General features: G+C 64.7%; 13 protein-coding genes. 8 read left to right on the forward strand and 5 right to left on the reverse strand.

Annotation, left to right across the window (positions count from 1 at the left end):
* Nucleotides 1-3: 3 nt before the first annotated feature.
* Nucleotides 4-756 carry a 1-(5-phosphoribosyl)-5-[(5-phosphoribosylamino)methylideneamino]imidazole-4-carboxamide isomerase gene (hisA, locus tag C476_RS12685; RefSeq protein WP_049911835.1) on the reverse strand — a complete coding sequence of 251 codons (753 nt, stop codon included), beginning with the start codon at nt 754-756 and terminating at the stop codon, nt 4-6.
* A 117-nt stretch (nt 757-873) separates the two neighbouring features.
* Between hisA and C476_RS12690 the strand changes: the two genes are divergently transcribed.
* The 3 genes from C476_RS12690 (at nt 874) to C476_RS12700 (ending at nt 4631) form a co-directional block, all read left to right on the forward strand.
* On the forward strand, nt 874-2736 hold the full coding sequence (locus C476_RS12690; protein ID WP_008013590.1) for an SLC13 family permease: 1863 nt from the start codon (nt 874-876) through the stop codon (nt 2734-2736).
* A gap of 251 nt (nt 2737-2987) precedes the next feature.
* Complete coding sequence (locus C476_RS12695) at nt 2988-4166, forward strand: inorganic phosphate transporter (protein ID WP_008013591.1); 1179 nt, start codon at nt 2988-2990, stop codon at nt 4164-4166.
* Between the two features lie 36 nt (nt 4167-4202).
* Nucleotides 4203-4631: a universal stress protein gene (locus C476_RS12700; protein WP_008013592.1), complete on the forward strand. Its 429-nt coding sequence runs from the start codon at nt 4203-4205 to the stop codon at nt 4629-4631.
* A gap of 27 nt (nt 4632-4658) precedes the next feature.
* On the opposite strand, the gene C476_RS12705 is transcribed toward C476_RS12700, so the two are convergent.
* Nucleotides 4659-5174, reverse strand: a complete 516-nt coding sequence (locus tag C476_RS12705) for a hypothetical protein (RefSeq protein ID WP_008013593.1) — start codon at nt 5172-5174, stop codon at nt 4659-4661.
* A gap of 317 nt (nt 5175-5491) precedes the next feature.
* Here C476_RS12705 and C476_RS12715 point away from each other — a divergent pair, with 317 nt between their 5' ends.
* The 3 genes from C476_RS12715 to C476_RS12725 all read left to right on the forward strand — a co-directional run bounded on the left by C476_RS12715 (nt 5492) and on the right by C476_RS12725 (nt 9028).
* Nucleotides 5492-6673: an inorganic phosphate transporter gene (locus tag C476_RS12715; protein ID WP_008013595.1), complete on the forward strand. Its 1182-nt coding sequence runs from the start codon at nt 5492-5494 to the stop codon at nt 6671-6673.
* A gap of 221 nt (nt 6674-6894) precedes the next feature.
* Complete coding sequence (fer, locus tag C476_RS12720) at nt 6895-7284, forward strand: ferredoxin Fer (RefSeq protein ID WP_008013596.1); 390 nt, start codon at nt 6895-6897, stop codon at nt 7282-7284.
* A 715-nt stretch (nt 7285-7999) separates the two neighbouring features.
* Entirely contained in the window at nt 8000-9028 is a 1029-nt protein-coding gene (locus C476_RS12725; RefSeq protein ID WP_008013597.1) for an A24 family peptidase, read from the forward strand.
* On the opposite strand, the gene C476_RS12730 is transcribed toward C476_RS12725, so the two are convergent.
* The 3 genes from C476_RS12730 to C476_RS12740 all read right to left on the reverse strand — a co-directional run bounded on the left by C476_RS12730 (nt 9020) and on the right by C476_RS12740 (nt 10607).
* Nucleotides 9020-9256: a hypothetical protein gene (locus C476_RS12730; RefSeq protein ID WP_008013598.1), complete on the reverse strand. Its 237-nt coding sequence runs from the start codon at nt 9254-9256 to the stop codon at nt 9020-9022. The genes C476_RS12725 and C476_RS12730 overlap by 9 nt on opposite strands.
* Nucleotides 9257-9417: 161 nt before the next feature.
* Nucleotides 9418-9837, reverse strand: a complete 420-nt coding sequence (locus C476_RS12735) for an HIT family protein (protein WP_008013599.1) — start codon at nt 9835-9837, stop codon at nt 9418-9420.
* 92 nt (nt 9838-9929) lie between these two features.
* Nucleotides 9930-10607: a uracil-DNA glycosylase gene (locus C476_RS12740; RefSeq protein ID WP_049911839.1), complete on the reverse strand. Its 678-nt coding sequence runs from the start codon at nt 10605-10607 to the stop codon at nt 9930-9932.
* Between the two features lie 117 nt (nt 10608-10724).
* Between C476_RS12740 and C476_RS12745 the strand changes: the two genes are divergently transcribed.
* Entirely contained in the window at nt 10725-10955 is a 231-nt protein-coding gene (locus C476_RS12745) for a hypothetical protein (protein WP_008013601.1), read from the forward strand.
* Nucleotides 10956-11049: 94 nt separating this feature from the next.
* Nucleotides 11050-14256: an isoleucine--tRNA ligase gene (gene ileS / locus C476_RS12750; RefSeq protein ID WP_008013603.1), complete on the forward strand. Its 3207-nt coding sequence runs from the start codon at nt 11050-11052 to the stop codon at nt 14254-14256.
* Nucleotides 14257-14277 lie beyond the last annotated feature (21 nt).

The raw sequence follows: 14277 nt of genomic DNA on the forward strand, positions 1-14277 counted from the left end.
TGTCTAGTCGTCTTCCTCGACCGCAGCCTGCGCTTCCTCGAGCGTAAAGTTACCCTCGTACAGCGCGCTGCCGACGACAACCGCGGCCGCGCCGGCGTCCTCGAGTGCCTGCACGTCCGAGAGCGTCGCGACACCACCGCTGGCGATCACGGGGATGTCCGTCGCGTCGACCAGCTCGCGGACGGGCTCGGTTGCGACGCCCTCGAGTTGGCCCTCGACGTCGACGTTCGTAAAGAGGATCGCGGCTGCCCCGAGGTCCGCGTAGCGTTCGGCAGCCTCGACCGGCGAAATCCCCGCACCCTCGGTCCAGCCTTCGACGACGACTTCGCCGTCTTTTGCGTCGAGGCTGACGACGACGCTATCGGGATATTCCGCGCTGATCTCGGCGACGATTTCTGGGTTCTCGACCGCCGCGGTGCCGAGGATGACGCGGTCGACGCCGCGCTCGAGGAGGTCGCCGGCGTCGTCGGCGGTGCGGATGCCCCCACCCAGTTGCGTCGGGACGTCGACGGCGTCGATCACCGCGTCGATGGCGTCGGCGTTCGCGCGCTCGCCTTCGAACGCGCCGTCGAGATCCACGAGATGCAGCGTCTCGGCACCGGCGTCGATCCACCGCCGGGCAGCCTCGATAGGGTCGCCGTAGGTCTTCTCAGTGCCGCGCTCGCCCTGGACGAGCTGGACGACCTCGCCGTCCTGAATGTCGACTGCTGGGATCACCTCGAACTCTTCGCGCGCGTCGTCGGCGTCGGTGTGCATACTCGAGTGCGCGAGGCCGGTGCGAGTAAAGGCGACGGTTTCGCCGACCGCCATCGCCGCGACACTGTTCCTGCTCTCGACAGAATCGTTACAAGTGTGGTCGGTGTCGGTCGCCCTATGCCGGTGTCGGTGTGCGACTTTATCGCACAGACGACTGTCTCTCAACCCGACTTGACGACGGATACCCTCGTCGTCTTTGGCGTCGTCGGCCTCGCGCTCGTCCTCTTTCTCACCGAGCGCCTGCCCATCGACGTCACTGCGATCCTGTTGATCGTGATTTTGGTCGTGCTCGAGCCCTGGACGGGCGTCGATCCCGCGACCGGTATCTCGGGCTTTGCGAACGAGGCGACGATCACCGTGCTGGCGATGCTCATCTTGAGCGGTGGCATCAGCCGAACCGGCCTCGTCCAGGAACTCGGGCGGCGGATGGCTGGGTTCGCGGGCGACAGTCTTCGCAGGCAACTGTTCGCGACCGTCGCCGCGACCGGCCCCGTGTCGGGTTTTTTGAATAACACGCCGGTGGTCGCCCTGCTGGTGCCGGTCGTCACAGACGTCGCGAACCGCGGGAACACGTCGCCGTCGAAGCTGCTCATCCCACTGTCGTACGCCTCACAGATGGGCGGGATGCTCACGCTGATCGGCACCTCGACGAACATTCTCGCGAGCGACGTCAGCGCACGCCTTGGCTCCCAGTACCCCGAACTCCACCGGTTCTCGATGTTCGAGTTCACGAAACTCGGCGTAATCGTCCTCCTCATCGGGTCGCTGTATCTGATCTTCGTCGGCCATTACCTGCTCCCCGAACGCGTCCCGCCGCGGGCGGACTACCTCGAGGAGTACGACATCGAAGACTACGTCGCCGACGTCGCCGTCGTGCCGGGTTCCCCGCTGGTCGGCCAGACAGTCCGCGAGGCGACCGCCATCCTTGGGTCCGACGTCGACATCGTTCAGGTCGTCCACGACGAGGCCCGATCGGTCGCGCCCCGGCAGGCGACCCGACTGGCAGAAGGCGACGTGCTCGTCGTCCGGACCGACCGCGACGCCATCGCGACGCTCGAGGCCGTCGAAGGGGTCGAACCGGTCGGTCGCGCAACCGCCGTCGACGACCTCACGGCGCCGACCGAGGCGGGCATCATTACGGAACTGGTCGTCGCGCTCGACTCGCGGCTCGTCGGCGAGCGGCTCGACCCCGAGGCCTTCCGCGAGGAGTTCAACGCAGCCGTTCTCGGGCTTCGCCACCACGGCGAACTCGTCGGCGAGCGCATCGTCGGCACGCACCTCGATGTCGGTGACACGTTGCTCGTCCAAGCACCACCGGACACGCTCGATCGCCTCGCCCGCCGCGACGACGTGATCGTCGCGCGCGAGCCGCCTCGGCCCGAGTACCGCGCGGATAAGGCCCCGACCGCCGTCGCCATCATGATCGGGGTCGTCGCCGTCGCTGCCCTCGAGCTCTACCCGATCCTCGTCGCCGCACTGGCAGGCGTCGTCGCGATGGTCGTCACCGGCGTCTTAGAGCCCAACGAACTCTACGACGCCGTCGAGTGGGACATCATCTTCCTGCTTGCTGGTGTGATTCCATTGGGGATCGCGCTCGAGCAGACCGGTGGTGCGGCGTATCTCGCCTGGCTGGTCGTCCAGTCTGCGGGGTTCCTGCCGACGATCGTCGTGCTGTGGCTGTTCTACGTCCTGACTGGCTTGCTCACGGAGGTCATCAGCAACAACGCCAGCGTCGTCCTCCTGCTTCCGGTCGCGGCGGCTGCAGCGACTGGCATCGGCTCGAACCCCTTCGCGTTCGTGCTGGCGGTGACCTTCGCCGCGAGCACTGCATTCCTCGGCCCGATCGGCTACCAGACGAACCTCTTCGTTTACGGCCCCGGCGGCTATCGCTTCAGCGACTACGCGAGGATCGGCGCGCCGCTGCAGTTGGTGCTGTCGATCGTCACCGTGCTCGGGATCGCCACCTTCTGGGGGGTGTGAGCGCGCCTTGGGCCGGTTCGTCTCGACTCGAGCCGAGCCGTGCGTCCCGTTCTCGTTTCGGTTCGAACGGCTGGCGCGACAATGGCCGCCGAGCAGGCGTCTTCTGGGTCGGTTACTCAGGTATCCGACTGATTCCAACGGATGGCTGTTTGGACCAGCAGCGCTCGAGGCTTCGGGATTTTCATATCAATACTCAAATGTGTCAGATGGTTCCAATAGTTATTTTACGAGCAGCGGTGTACTGTCGGCCGATGGTCGAAACCGTGCTGCTGGTCGGCGTCGTCGCGTCGATTTTCGTTGGCTTCAACATCGGCGGCTCGTCGACGGGGATCACGTGGGGACCGTCCGTCGGTGCCGGGATCGTCACGAAGACGACGGCGGCGGCGGTTATGACGTTCTTCGTCTTCTTCGGGGGCTGGACCGTCGGTCGGAACGTGATGGACACGCTCAGCGGGGGGATCATCACGACGGACCTCACCCTGACAGCCGGTGTCGGCGTGCTCTTTTTCATCGGCCTAGGGATGCTTATCGCCAACGTCTTCGGCGTCCCCGTTCCGACGTCGATGACGACCGTCGGCGCGATCGCCGGCCTCGGACTGGCAACCGGAACGCTCAATTACGAGACGATCGCGGGAATCGTCTCCTGGTGGATCGTGACGCCGATTATCGGCCTCTGGATCGGCGTGCTGATCGGTCGCTACATCTATCCGTGGGTCAATCGACGGGTACAAATCGAGAAGTCCGAGGGGCCGTTGCTGCGTCTCGATCGTCGTGGCACGATTCCGACGCCGACGCTGGGCCCGAACACGACGGGACAGGAGTTCATCACGACTGCCGTCGTCCTCGTTATCGGCTGTTACATGGCGTTCAGCGCCGGCGCGAGCAACGTCCCGAACGCCGCTGCACCGCTGGTCGGGACCGCCAGCGGACTGGACGCCGACACCGCGATCGTCGTCGCCACGCTCGCGATCGGACTCGGCGGCTTCACGATCGCGCGGCGAACGATGGATTCCGTCGGCGGCGAACTGAGCGACATCCCGCTGCTCGCGGCGCTGTTCGTCATGGTGACCGCATCCACGATCACGACACTGCTCTCGTGGGCCGGCATCCCGATCAGCCTCGTGATGGCGACGGTGATGACGATCGTCGGCATCGGTTGGGGCCGGGCGACCCGCCCGATCACGGTCCGCGAGGCAGTCACTCGCGACGTCGAGAACCCCGAGATCGAACTGGGCGCTATCGTCGCCGAAGAGCAGGCGGGCGAGACGGCCCCCGAAATCGGCGAACCCGAGTCCGAAGCGGTGCTTCACGGCGCGGATCTCTTCAACCCCCGCGCGATCATCAAGTACGTCTCGATGTGGATCATTGGCCCGTCGATGTCGACGATCCTCGCGTACGCGTTTTTCTCGATCCTCCCGGGTGTCGCCTGACGGAACCTTACGTCGCTGGAGGCCGTAGCTCGGCGCATGCTCTCGAAGATTCTGGTTCCGATGGATGACTCCGATCATGCCGGCTACGCCCTCGAGTACGCACTCGACAACCATCCCGACGCCGCAGTCACCGTGTTTCACGTCGTCGGCGTCCCATCGATGATGATGGGCGACGCGGTGGGGCTCTCGCTCGAGGACGACCTCGACGCGGCCGCAGCCGAGCGTGCAGAGCCAGTCTTCGACCGCGCTCGCGAGATCGCAGCCGACCGCGACCGCGAGATCGAAACGATCGTCGGCATCGGCCATCCGGCTCGAAACATCATCGACCGCGCCGAAGAGTACGACACGGTCGTCCTCGGCAGTCACGGCGAAGACTGGACCCGTGCGACGCGCCGATTCCTGGTCGGCAACGTCGCCGAGACGGTCTCGAAGCGATCACCGGTCCCGGTGATCATCGTCCGGTGATGTCTCGTCTCGAGGACGGTCGCGCCGTCAGGTCTCCGACTCGTCCTCGACCGACTCCTCGATGATCTCCTCGACTTCGTCCTCTCGAGGGCGGCGGTCGACCCGCTCGCTGACGGCCTCGACCTGCGTCTGAACGTCTTCGACCGTTTCACCGACGGTCTGTTCGACGGTCTCCTCGACCTGTGTCTGGACGTCTTCGACCGTTTCACCGACGGTCTGTTCGACGGTCTCCTCGACCTGTGTCTGGACGTCTTCGACCTGTTCTTCGACCGTTTCACCGACGGTCTGTTCGACAGTCTCCTCGACCTGTGTCTGAACGTCTTCGACCTGTTCTTCGACCGTCTCCTCGACGGCTTTGGTCATCCAGTCCGGATCGAACCGGGCCATCTTCCAGACGACGTGCAAGACGTACGAAGAGAACACGCCGATGCCGAACGCGAGCCCGACGGACGTATCGAGTGTCGCGATCAGGCCGATCGAGAGAACGATCAACGCGCCATACGCGAGATCGATAATCGCGTCGACGCGAGCAGGATTCAGCATCGTCGACCGTCACCCGGTTGGGTCGGCTCGAGGCGGTCCGCGCGTCGACCGATTGCAGTTCGTACTGCACCGTCGAGGGGTGTGTCTCGTCGGTCCTGTCGGAGGAGGAAGTCCCGATTGAAGCACATGATACCGGACCGTACGGTAGGTACAGTTGAAATGCTTTGGCTGGGAGTCGCGAGGATGGCGGTCTCAGACTTGATCGTCCGACTTCAGGCAAAACGGGCCGCTCGAGCGATGGCGGTGACGCGGGTGCGACCCTCGGTGATCACGGCAGACAGAGCCATTTTTACGGTCACACCGGTAGAGTTCCATGTGTGACGGAAGTACTGCTTATCGTAGGGGTCCTCACCGCGATCTTCGTCGGCTACAACATCGGTGGCTCGACGACCGGCCCGGCGTTCGGCCCGGCCGTCGGCGCGAACGTGATCACGAAGGTGATGGCTGCCGGGCTGATGTCGATTTTCTTCTTCCTCGGTGCCTACACCATCGGCCCGAAGGTGGTCACCACGCTCGGCGAGGAACTCGTCACCGACACCGCCATCTTTACCCTGCGGTCGAACGTCGCCGTGCTCTTCTTTATCGGCGGCGCGCTGTTCATCGGCAACTACGCAGGCGTCCCCGCCTCGACGTCGATGACTGCGGTCGGAGCGATCGCCGCACTGGGGATGGCGACCGGCGAACTCAACTGGGACGTACTCGGTGAGATCGTCGTCTGGTGGGTCGTCGCGCCGATCGTCGGCTTCTGGGTGGCCGGCGTGGTCGGGCGATACTTCTACCCTCGGATCAACGCCTGGGTCGCTATCGAGGAGAAAGAGGCCGGCCGACCGATGGTCTCGATCGATCGATCGGGACTCGTCCCCCGGCTCCAGTTCGGCGTCGACGCCGACCGCCGGGAGATCACCGGTGCGCTGACCGTCGTCGCAATCGGCTGTCTGATGGGCTTTTCCTCGGGAACGAGCAATATCGCCAACGCGATCGCGCCGATTTACGGCACCGGCGACGTCGACATGACGACGCTGATCCTGATTGGCTCTGCGGCGGTCGCCGTCGGCTGCTTTACGATCGCCCGCCGCACGCTCGATACGCTCGGCAACGACATCACGAACCTCCCGCTGACGGCGGCGATCGTCGTCGCCGTCATCAGTTCGGGGATCGTCGTCACCCTCTCGTCGATCGGCGTCCCGGCGAGTTTCGTCGTCATCGCGACGATGAGCATCGTCGGGCTGGGCTGGGGCCGGGCTACCCGGACGACGACGCTGTCCGATGCCGCTCGCGGCGAGGAGACGCCAGTCTCGGTCGGCGCGCTGACTGCCGAAGCGGAGGGCGAACGCTCCCCCGAGATCGGCGAGGAGGAACCCGAGGATATCCCACAGGCATCGGATCTGTTCGATCCCTCGACGACGGCCCGCGTCATCCTCATGCAAAACGTCGTGCCGGCGATCTCGACGGTTGGTGCCTATCTGACGTTCCGTTTCCTGCCGATCTTCGGGTTCTGATCGGAGCCGGCCGGGACGTGATCGGCACTGTGCGTCCGAATCCGGCAATTATCTCGATCAACTGGCCGTTCGTAAGACGGATTCTCAGTTCTCCCCCTGTGGCACCCACCATCGTTCACTAAATCCTGTCCGTCTTGAGTTCGAATTGGTCGATCCTGACTCAAAGACGATTGAGGTCTGAACAGCAAGCTATACCAGTACGGCGCTCGAACCGTGAAGTGATGCCCACGGTAGAATACCTCAACTACGAAGTACTGGACGACCAGGGCTGGGACATGGACGACGACGACCTCTTCGAGAAGGCCGCTGACGCTGGCCTCGACGAGGAGGACTACGGCTCGCTCGACGTCGCCGAGGGCGAATACATCCTCGAGGCGGCCGAGATGCAGGGCTACGACTGGCCCTTCTCGTGCCGCGCCGGTGCCTGTGCGAACTGTGCAGCAATCGTCAAGGAAGGCGAGATCCAGATGGACATGCAGCAGATCCTCTCCGACGAGGAGGTCGAGGACAAGAACGTCCGTCTGACCTGTATCGGTTCGGCTGAGACCGACGAGGTCAAGATCGTCTACAACGCAAAGCACCTCGACTACCTGCAGAACCGCGTCATTTAAACGGCACACCGCGCGCCGACAGGTAATTGTCGCCCCCATGTGGGGCAGCTTTTCGCGTAGTCCGTCGAGTCGTCTCGCTCGAGTAGCCCCTGGGCCGCCAGTTTGCTGTCCGACCGTGGACTCGAGTGACCACCACGTGAATCGGTCTGCCCGACAGTTTCATACGGACTCCTGTCAGCGGGTTTCAACGTACCCACAGCCCGTCGTGCGGATGCGCCGGGAACCAGTGACAGGGAATCGTCTCATACTTTGCTGTAACTGTTTACCGGAGGGACCGCAGGACGGCTCGTGGTCACTCCGGAACTGACTGACAGCAGACCGTATCAGTGCTCGAGTGACACGGAGTCACCGAACGCCCGTTCGTGGATGACGAATTCGTGTGTGCCGACGAGGTGGCCGCCGCTCACCCGTCGCGGTGTGCGGTGTGGCCGGTTCGCCGCTGTGAACCGTCGCCAACAGGAACGCAGAGGGGCTACGTCGGCATCTCTACAGGCAGGACAGGCCGAGGCGGTTCACGACGAGCAATACTCTCTACTGGACGCAGTTGCAGCTGTTCGACCTACTTTGGGCGAACGGCCGAGAGACGAGCCACCACACCACCAGTCCCGACTCCGTCACCGCTCGCGCCGGCGACGATATCTGACGGCTCTGTGAGCGATGGGCGACCGCCGAGAGAGCCGAAACAATAACGCCATCGCGCTCGAGAAAGCAGGACGTGACGCTCGCTGGCGCTGTCGCGACGGGACCGGATCTCTGCCGACTCCTCGCTGTCCCGGTTTTCACCTGGGTCGCTTACCGCGATTTCGAGACCAGACGCGTCTCGAGTAGCGTCTGGATTCCCCTCTCGCTTTTGGGGACTGTCCTGCTGGTCTGGGACGGCTGGCTGGCCTGGACTGCTGGCGGGACCGGCTGGACTTACGAGTTTCTCGTGCCGACGGCGCTTAGCCTGGGGCTGGTCGTCCCGATCGCCTACCTGTTCTGGTGGGTCGGCGGCTTCGGCGGGGCCGACGCGAAGGCCCTGCTCGTCCTGGCCGTTCTCTTTCCGACGTTCCCCGAGTACGCGCTGGGATCGTGGACGGTGCCCCTCGCAACGCCACCGCTCGGGGCGTTCTCGTTTACGATCCTGACCAACGCCGTCCTCGTCGGGATCGCGCTGCCGCTCGTCCTGGCCGTTCGCAACGCCGTTGCGGGCCGGATCGCGCCGGTAATGGTCGTCGGCTGGCCGGTGTTCTGGGAGCGGATTCCGGAGACGCACGGCCGCCTGCTCGAGACGCCGGCGGGGCTCACCCGGAGCGGGCTCGATCTCGACGCCCTGCGGATGTACCTCCGCTGGCGGGGACTCTCGCTTGCGGAGTTACGCGAGCAGCCCGAGCAGTATCGCGATCCGGCGAGCCTGCCCGCCGAGCCGAACCCGCCGACCGACGGGGCCGTCACCGCCGACGGGGGGCAACGCGGCGACGGCGGTACGCTCGCGTCGGACGACGATAGCGCGGCCGCTGAGGCCGAAGACGGCTCGACGACTGCCATCGAGCACGACGATCCCTGGGGTGCCGAGGCGTTTCTCGACGACATCGAGGGCTCGGCGTACGGGACGACCCCCGAGACGCTCCGCGACGGCCTCGAGGTGCTCGCCCGCGAGGAGACGGTCTGGGTCTCGCCGGGAACGCCGTTTCTCGTCCCGGTGTTCGTCGGGCTGGTGGTCGCGCTGGGCTACGGCGACCTGTTGCTGGGCACGCTACTCTGAGTACAGCGTTCGCTCGTACAGCGGCACGACCACCGTCCAGACGAGCACGAAGGCCGTCCCGACACCGATCAGCACCAGCCACGGCTCACCCGTGCCGGTCGGCGCGCCGCGTGCAAGTAAGACGAACGTCCCGAAAAAGAGCAGACACGAGACGAGGATGCTGCCCAGCTCGAGAGCCATGGCGACAGGGTACTCGCGAACCTGAGCGACGATATCGGCAAGCGTCATACGCGAGCCTCACACGCGGGGAGTAAAAATAACCCGGCAGTGTGCCAAACCGATGCTGAAACCGTGATCCATGGGTGATTCATACGGTCTGCTGTCACTGTGTACCGGTGCACCCGCAGGACGGTCGCGGGTGCACCGGCAATGATTTACAGGAGTTCGTATCAGGCTCGAGATTCGATATCGTCGGCGATCTCGTCGAGTTCGTCGTCGTCGAGCTCGGGCCGCTGGCCGAACATGGCGTGGATGGGGCCGGCGTCGTCGTCCTCGAAGCGGGGGACGATGTGGCAGTGAACGTGGGGCACTTCTTGGCCGGCCGCTTCGCCGTTGTTGAACGCGACGGTCGTCGCGTCGGCATCGACGGCGTCCTCGACGGCGGGGACCATGCGGTGGATGGTCGCGTAGAGATCCGTTGCGACGTCCGCGGGCACGTCGTTGACCCGTTCGTACTCGTCTTTCGGAATCACCAGCGTGTGACCGGGAGCAAGCGGATTCGCGTCCAAAAACGCGACCGTGGTCTCGTCTTCGTAGACGATTCGTGCAGGAATCTCTCCCTCGACGATCTGACTGAAGATCGTACTCATACGCCAGTGTGTGTCGCCTCATCGTATGAAGGTTTCCCGAGCGCGCTCGAGGCTGTCTCTGGATCGTGGAAGTCGGCGTCGCCTGCGACCGATCACGCACACAACTCGTCGATGGTCTCGCCGATCGCCGCGAGGTACGCCTGGGGCTCGTATCCCAAGCGCCCGATCCAGACGTCTTGATAGGAGGGGTGTAGAATCGGGACGAGCCAGACATCGAGGCGGTCACACCACACCGGCTCGAGCACGCTGTCGAGAAAGCCCTCGAGCTCCCGGTCTTCGGCTGCGAGCACGCTCGCCGTCGCGTGTTTACCGGTCGCGAGCACGACCGTCGGCTCGATGACCTCGAGTTCGGTCAGCAGGTGGGTCCGGCAGGTCGCCCGTTCCGCGTCGGTGGGCTCGCGGTTCGTGGTCGAATCGTCCGGATCGGCCGGGAAGCATTTGACCGCGTTCGTGTAGTAGGCGTCGTCGTAGCCGAGTTGCTCGAGCATCCGGCGGATGCGCCGGCCGGAGTGGCGCGAGGTGTAGGCCTTGCCGGTCCAGTTGCCACCTCGCCAGCGTTCTGCATCGGGGTTCCCGTAGCCGGGTGCCTCGCCGACGACCACGATGTCGGCGTCGTGATCGCCGGTTCCCCACGAGATGCACTCGCGAGCGTCTGCGAGGGCAGGACAACGCGTGCAGTCTGCCTCGAGGACGTTGCGATTGGTTGGATAGGCAGGCTCGCCGGCTGCCGAGTCGGCGTCGCCGTTGGTGTCAGCGTCGGACGCGGGCACACTCGAGTGTCCGTTCTCGAGGCAATAATGCGAGTCGGTTCGGCGCGACCAGTTCATGTGATCGTATCGCACGCGAGGGGACAGGTTTACTTTGGCTGGGTGGCTATCTGCGTGCTAATGACATCGATCGGTCCGGAACTGCTCACGGAATCACTCTCGCTGCTCGTCTACACCGTCGTCGCCGGTGTGTTGACGGTTGGCGGCGCACTCGTCGAACAGGCCAGTCTCCAGCATCTCGGCGCTGGCGAGGCAATGATCGCGCTGTGGCTGGCTGCCCTGGGCGGCGTCATGCTCTATGCGGGCGTGTACGGGCTCGGCTATAAGAAGGTCCTCGCAGAATACGTCTGAGCGATCGCGACTCGGGTTTGTGTACTGACCAGCGGGGTTCGGAGCAACCCGCAATATCGATTCCTCTTTACTGCCGGAGGCGATTAGGTCGGATATGAGCAGGTTCGGCGAGGTCGACGACCAGTACGACCCAGACGAACTCGAGCAACGGGTTTTCGAGTACTGGGACGACGTCGACGCCTACGAGCAGACGGTCGAGCACCGATCGGACGGTGAGTCTTTCTTCTTCGTCGACGGCCCGCCGTACACGTCGGGGTCGGCGCACATGGGGACCACCTGGAACAAATCGCTGAAAGACGTCTACCTGCGATACCTGCGGATGCAGGGGTACGACGTCACGGATCGGCCGGGCTACGACATGCACGGGCTCCCCATCGAGACCCGCGTCGAGGAGCGCCTGGGCTTCGAGAACAAGAAAGACATCGAGGAGTTCGGCGAGGAGAACTTCATCCAGGAGTGTAAGGACTACGCCAACGAGCAACTCGAGGGACTCCAGTCCGACTTTCAGGACTTCGGTGTCTGGATGGACTGGGACAACCCCTACAAGACCCTCGAGCCGGAGTATATGGAAGCGGCCTGGTGGGGCTTTTCGAACGCTGCCGACCGCGGCTTAGTCGAGCAGGGCCACCGCTCGATCTCGCAGTGTCCACGCTGTGAGACCGCGATCGCGAACAACGAGGTCGAGTACGAGGACGTCGAGGACCCCTCGATCTACGTCAAATTCGATCTCGCCGAGCGCGAGGGCTCGATCGTCATCTGGACGACGACGCCGTGGACGATTCCGGCGAATACCTTCGTTGCAGTCGACGAGGACGGCGACTACGTCGGCGTGCGTGCCGAGAAAGACGGCGAGGAGGAACTCCTCTATCTCGCCGATGCGAAACACGAGGAGGTACTGAAGGAGGGGCGCTACGACGACTACGAGATCGTCGAGGAACTCTCCGGCGAGGAACTCATCGGCTGGTCCTACGAGCACCCGCTCGCCGAGGAGGTGCCCGACCACGTCGACGGCGAGGGCGTCTTCGAGATCTACGCCGCCGACTACGTCGACACCCACGGCGACGGCACCGGCCTCGTCCACTCCGCGCCCGGCCACGGTGAGGTCGACTTCGAGCGCGGCCGCGAACTCGGCTTCCCGATCTTCTGTCCGGTCGGTGGCGACGGCGTCTACACCGAAGAGGCTGGCAAATACGAAGGCCAGTTCGTCAAGGATGCCGACGACGAGATCATGGCCGACCTCGAGGACAACGGCGCGCTGCTGGCTTCCGGCACCGTCCACCACAGCTACGGCCACTGCTGGCGCTGTGACACGGGTATCCTCCAGATCGTCACCGACCAGTGGTTCATCACGATCACGGATATCAAAGACGACCTGCTCGAGAACATCGAGGACAGCGAGTGGCACCCCGAGTGGGCTCGCGACAGCCGCTTCCGTGACTTTGTCGAGGAAGCGCCGGACTGGAACGTCTCCCGCCAGCGCTACTGGGGCATTCCGCTGCCGGTCTGGACCCCCGAAGACCGGGATGACGACGAGGACATGATCGTCATCGGCACCCGCGAGGAACTCGCCGACCGCGTCGATCAGGACGTCGATCCCGAGGCGGTCGACCTCCACAAGGACACGGTGGACGACCTGACGATCACCGAAGACGGCACCACCTACACCCGCGTCCCCGACGTCTTCGACGTCTGGCTCGACTCCTCGGTCGCGTCGTGGGGCACCCTCGACTACCCCTCGGACGACAGCCGATTCGACGAACTCTGGCCGGCCGATCTGATTCTCGAGGCCCACGACCAGACCCGCGGCTGGTTCTGGTCCCAGCTGGGGATGGGCACCGCCGCACTCGGCGAGAGCCCATATACGGAGGTGCTGATGCACGGCCACGCGCTCATGCCCGACGGCCGCGCGATGAGCAAGTCCAAGGACATCCTGATCGATCCCCACGAGGCGATCGACCGCCACGGTCGGGACGTCATGCGGCTGTTCCTGCTGTCGAACAACCCGCAGGGCGAGGACATGCGCTTCGACTGGGACGGGATGCAGACGATGGAGAACCACCTCCGGACGCTGTGGAACGTCTTCCGGTTCCCGCTGCCGTACATGCGCCTGGACGGCTTCGATCCCCAGCAGACGTCGTTGGACGAGGTCGACGACGCCCTCGAGCCCCTCGACGAGTGGGTACTCGCTCGCCTCCAATCGACGAAAGCCGAGATGACCGCCCACTTCGAGGACTTCCGCCAGGACAAAGCCGTCGACGCGCTTCTCGAGTTCGTCGTCGAGGACGTCTCCCGGTTCTACGTCCAGGCCGTCCGCGAGCGCATGTGGGAGGAAGACGACAGCGCCTCCAAACAGGCTGCCTACGCGACAATTTACCGGGTGCTCCGGGAGAGCGTCGCCCTGCTTGCACCCTACGCGCCCTTCATCAGTGAGGAGATCTACGGCACCCTCACCGGCGAGGATGGATTCGACACCGTCCACATGGAAGACTGGCCCGACGTCGACGAGCACTGGGTCGACGAGCAACTCGAGGAGGACGTGTCCCTCCTCCGCGCCATCGAGGAAGCCGGCGCGAACGCCCGCCAACAGGCCGGTCGCAAGCTGCGCTGGCCGGTCCCGCGTGTGGTCGTCGCCGCCGACGACGAGCGCGTCGTCGAGGCCGTCGAGCGCCACACTGGCCTGCTCGAGGAGCGGCTCAACGCCCGCGAGATCGAACTCGTCTCGCCCGAGGACCGCTGGGGCGAACTCCAGTACAGCGCCGAGGCCGACATGAGCGAACTCGGCCCAGCCTTCGGCGACCGCGCCGGTCAGGTCATGAACGCGCTCAACGAGGCCCGCATCGACGAACCGAGTCTCGAAGCGCTCGAAGATGCCGTTGCGGACGTCCTCGAGGACGACGAGGAACTCGAGGAATCGATGGTCTCCTTTGTGACTCAGACGCCCGACGACATCGCCGGCACTGCCTTCGGCACCGACGGCGACGACCGCGGCGTCGCCTATGTCGACGCCTCGCTGACTGCCGACATCGAAAGCGAGGGCTACGCTCGCGAGGTCATCCGCCGCGTTCAGGAGATGCGCAAGGACCTCGATCTCGACGTCGAAGAGCGGATCGCACTCGACCTCGAGATCGACGACGACCGCGTCGCCGACCTCGTCGCCGAGCGCACGGACCTGATCAACGAGGAAGTCCGCGCCGACGAACGCCGCGCCGTCGAGGACGGCCACCGCAAGGAGTGGGACGTCGACGGTGTGACGATGGAGATCGCGCTCGAGGCGCTGGCGGCTGCTGAGGCCTCGGAATAGAACTGCCGAGCGAAGCGAGGC

The organism is Natrinema limicola JCM 13563 (assembly GCF_000337475.1).
Classification (GTDB): Archaea; Halobacteriota; Halobacteria; order Halobacteriales; family Natrialbaceae; genus Natrinema; species Natrinema limicola.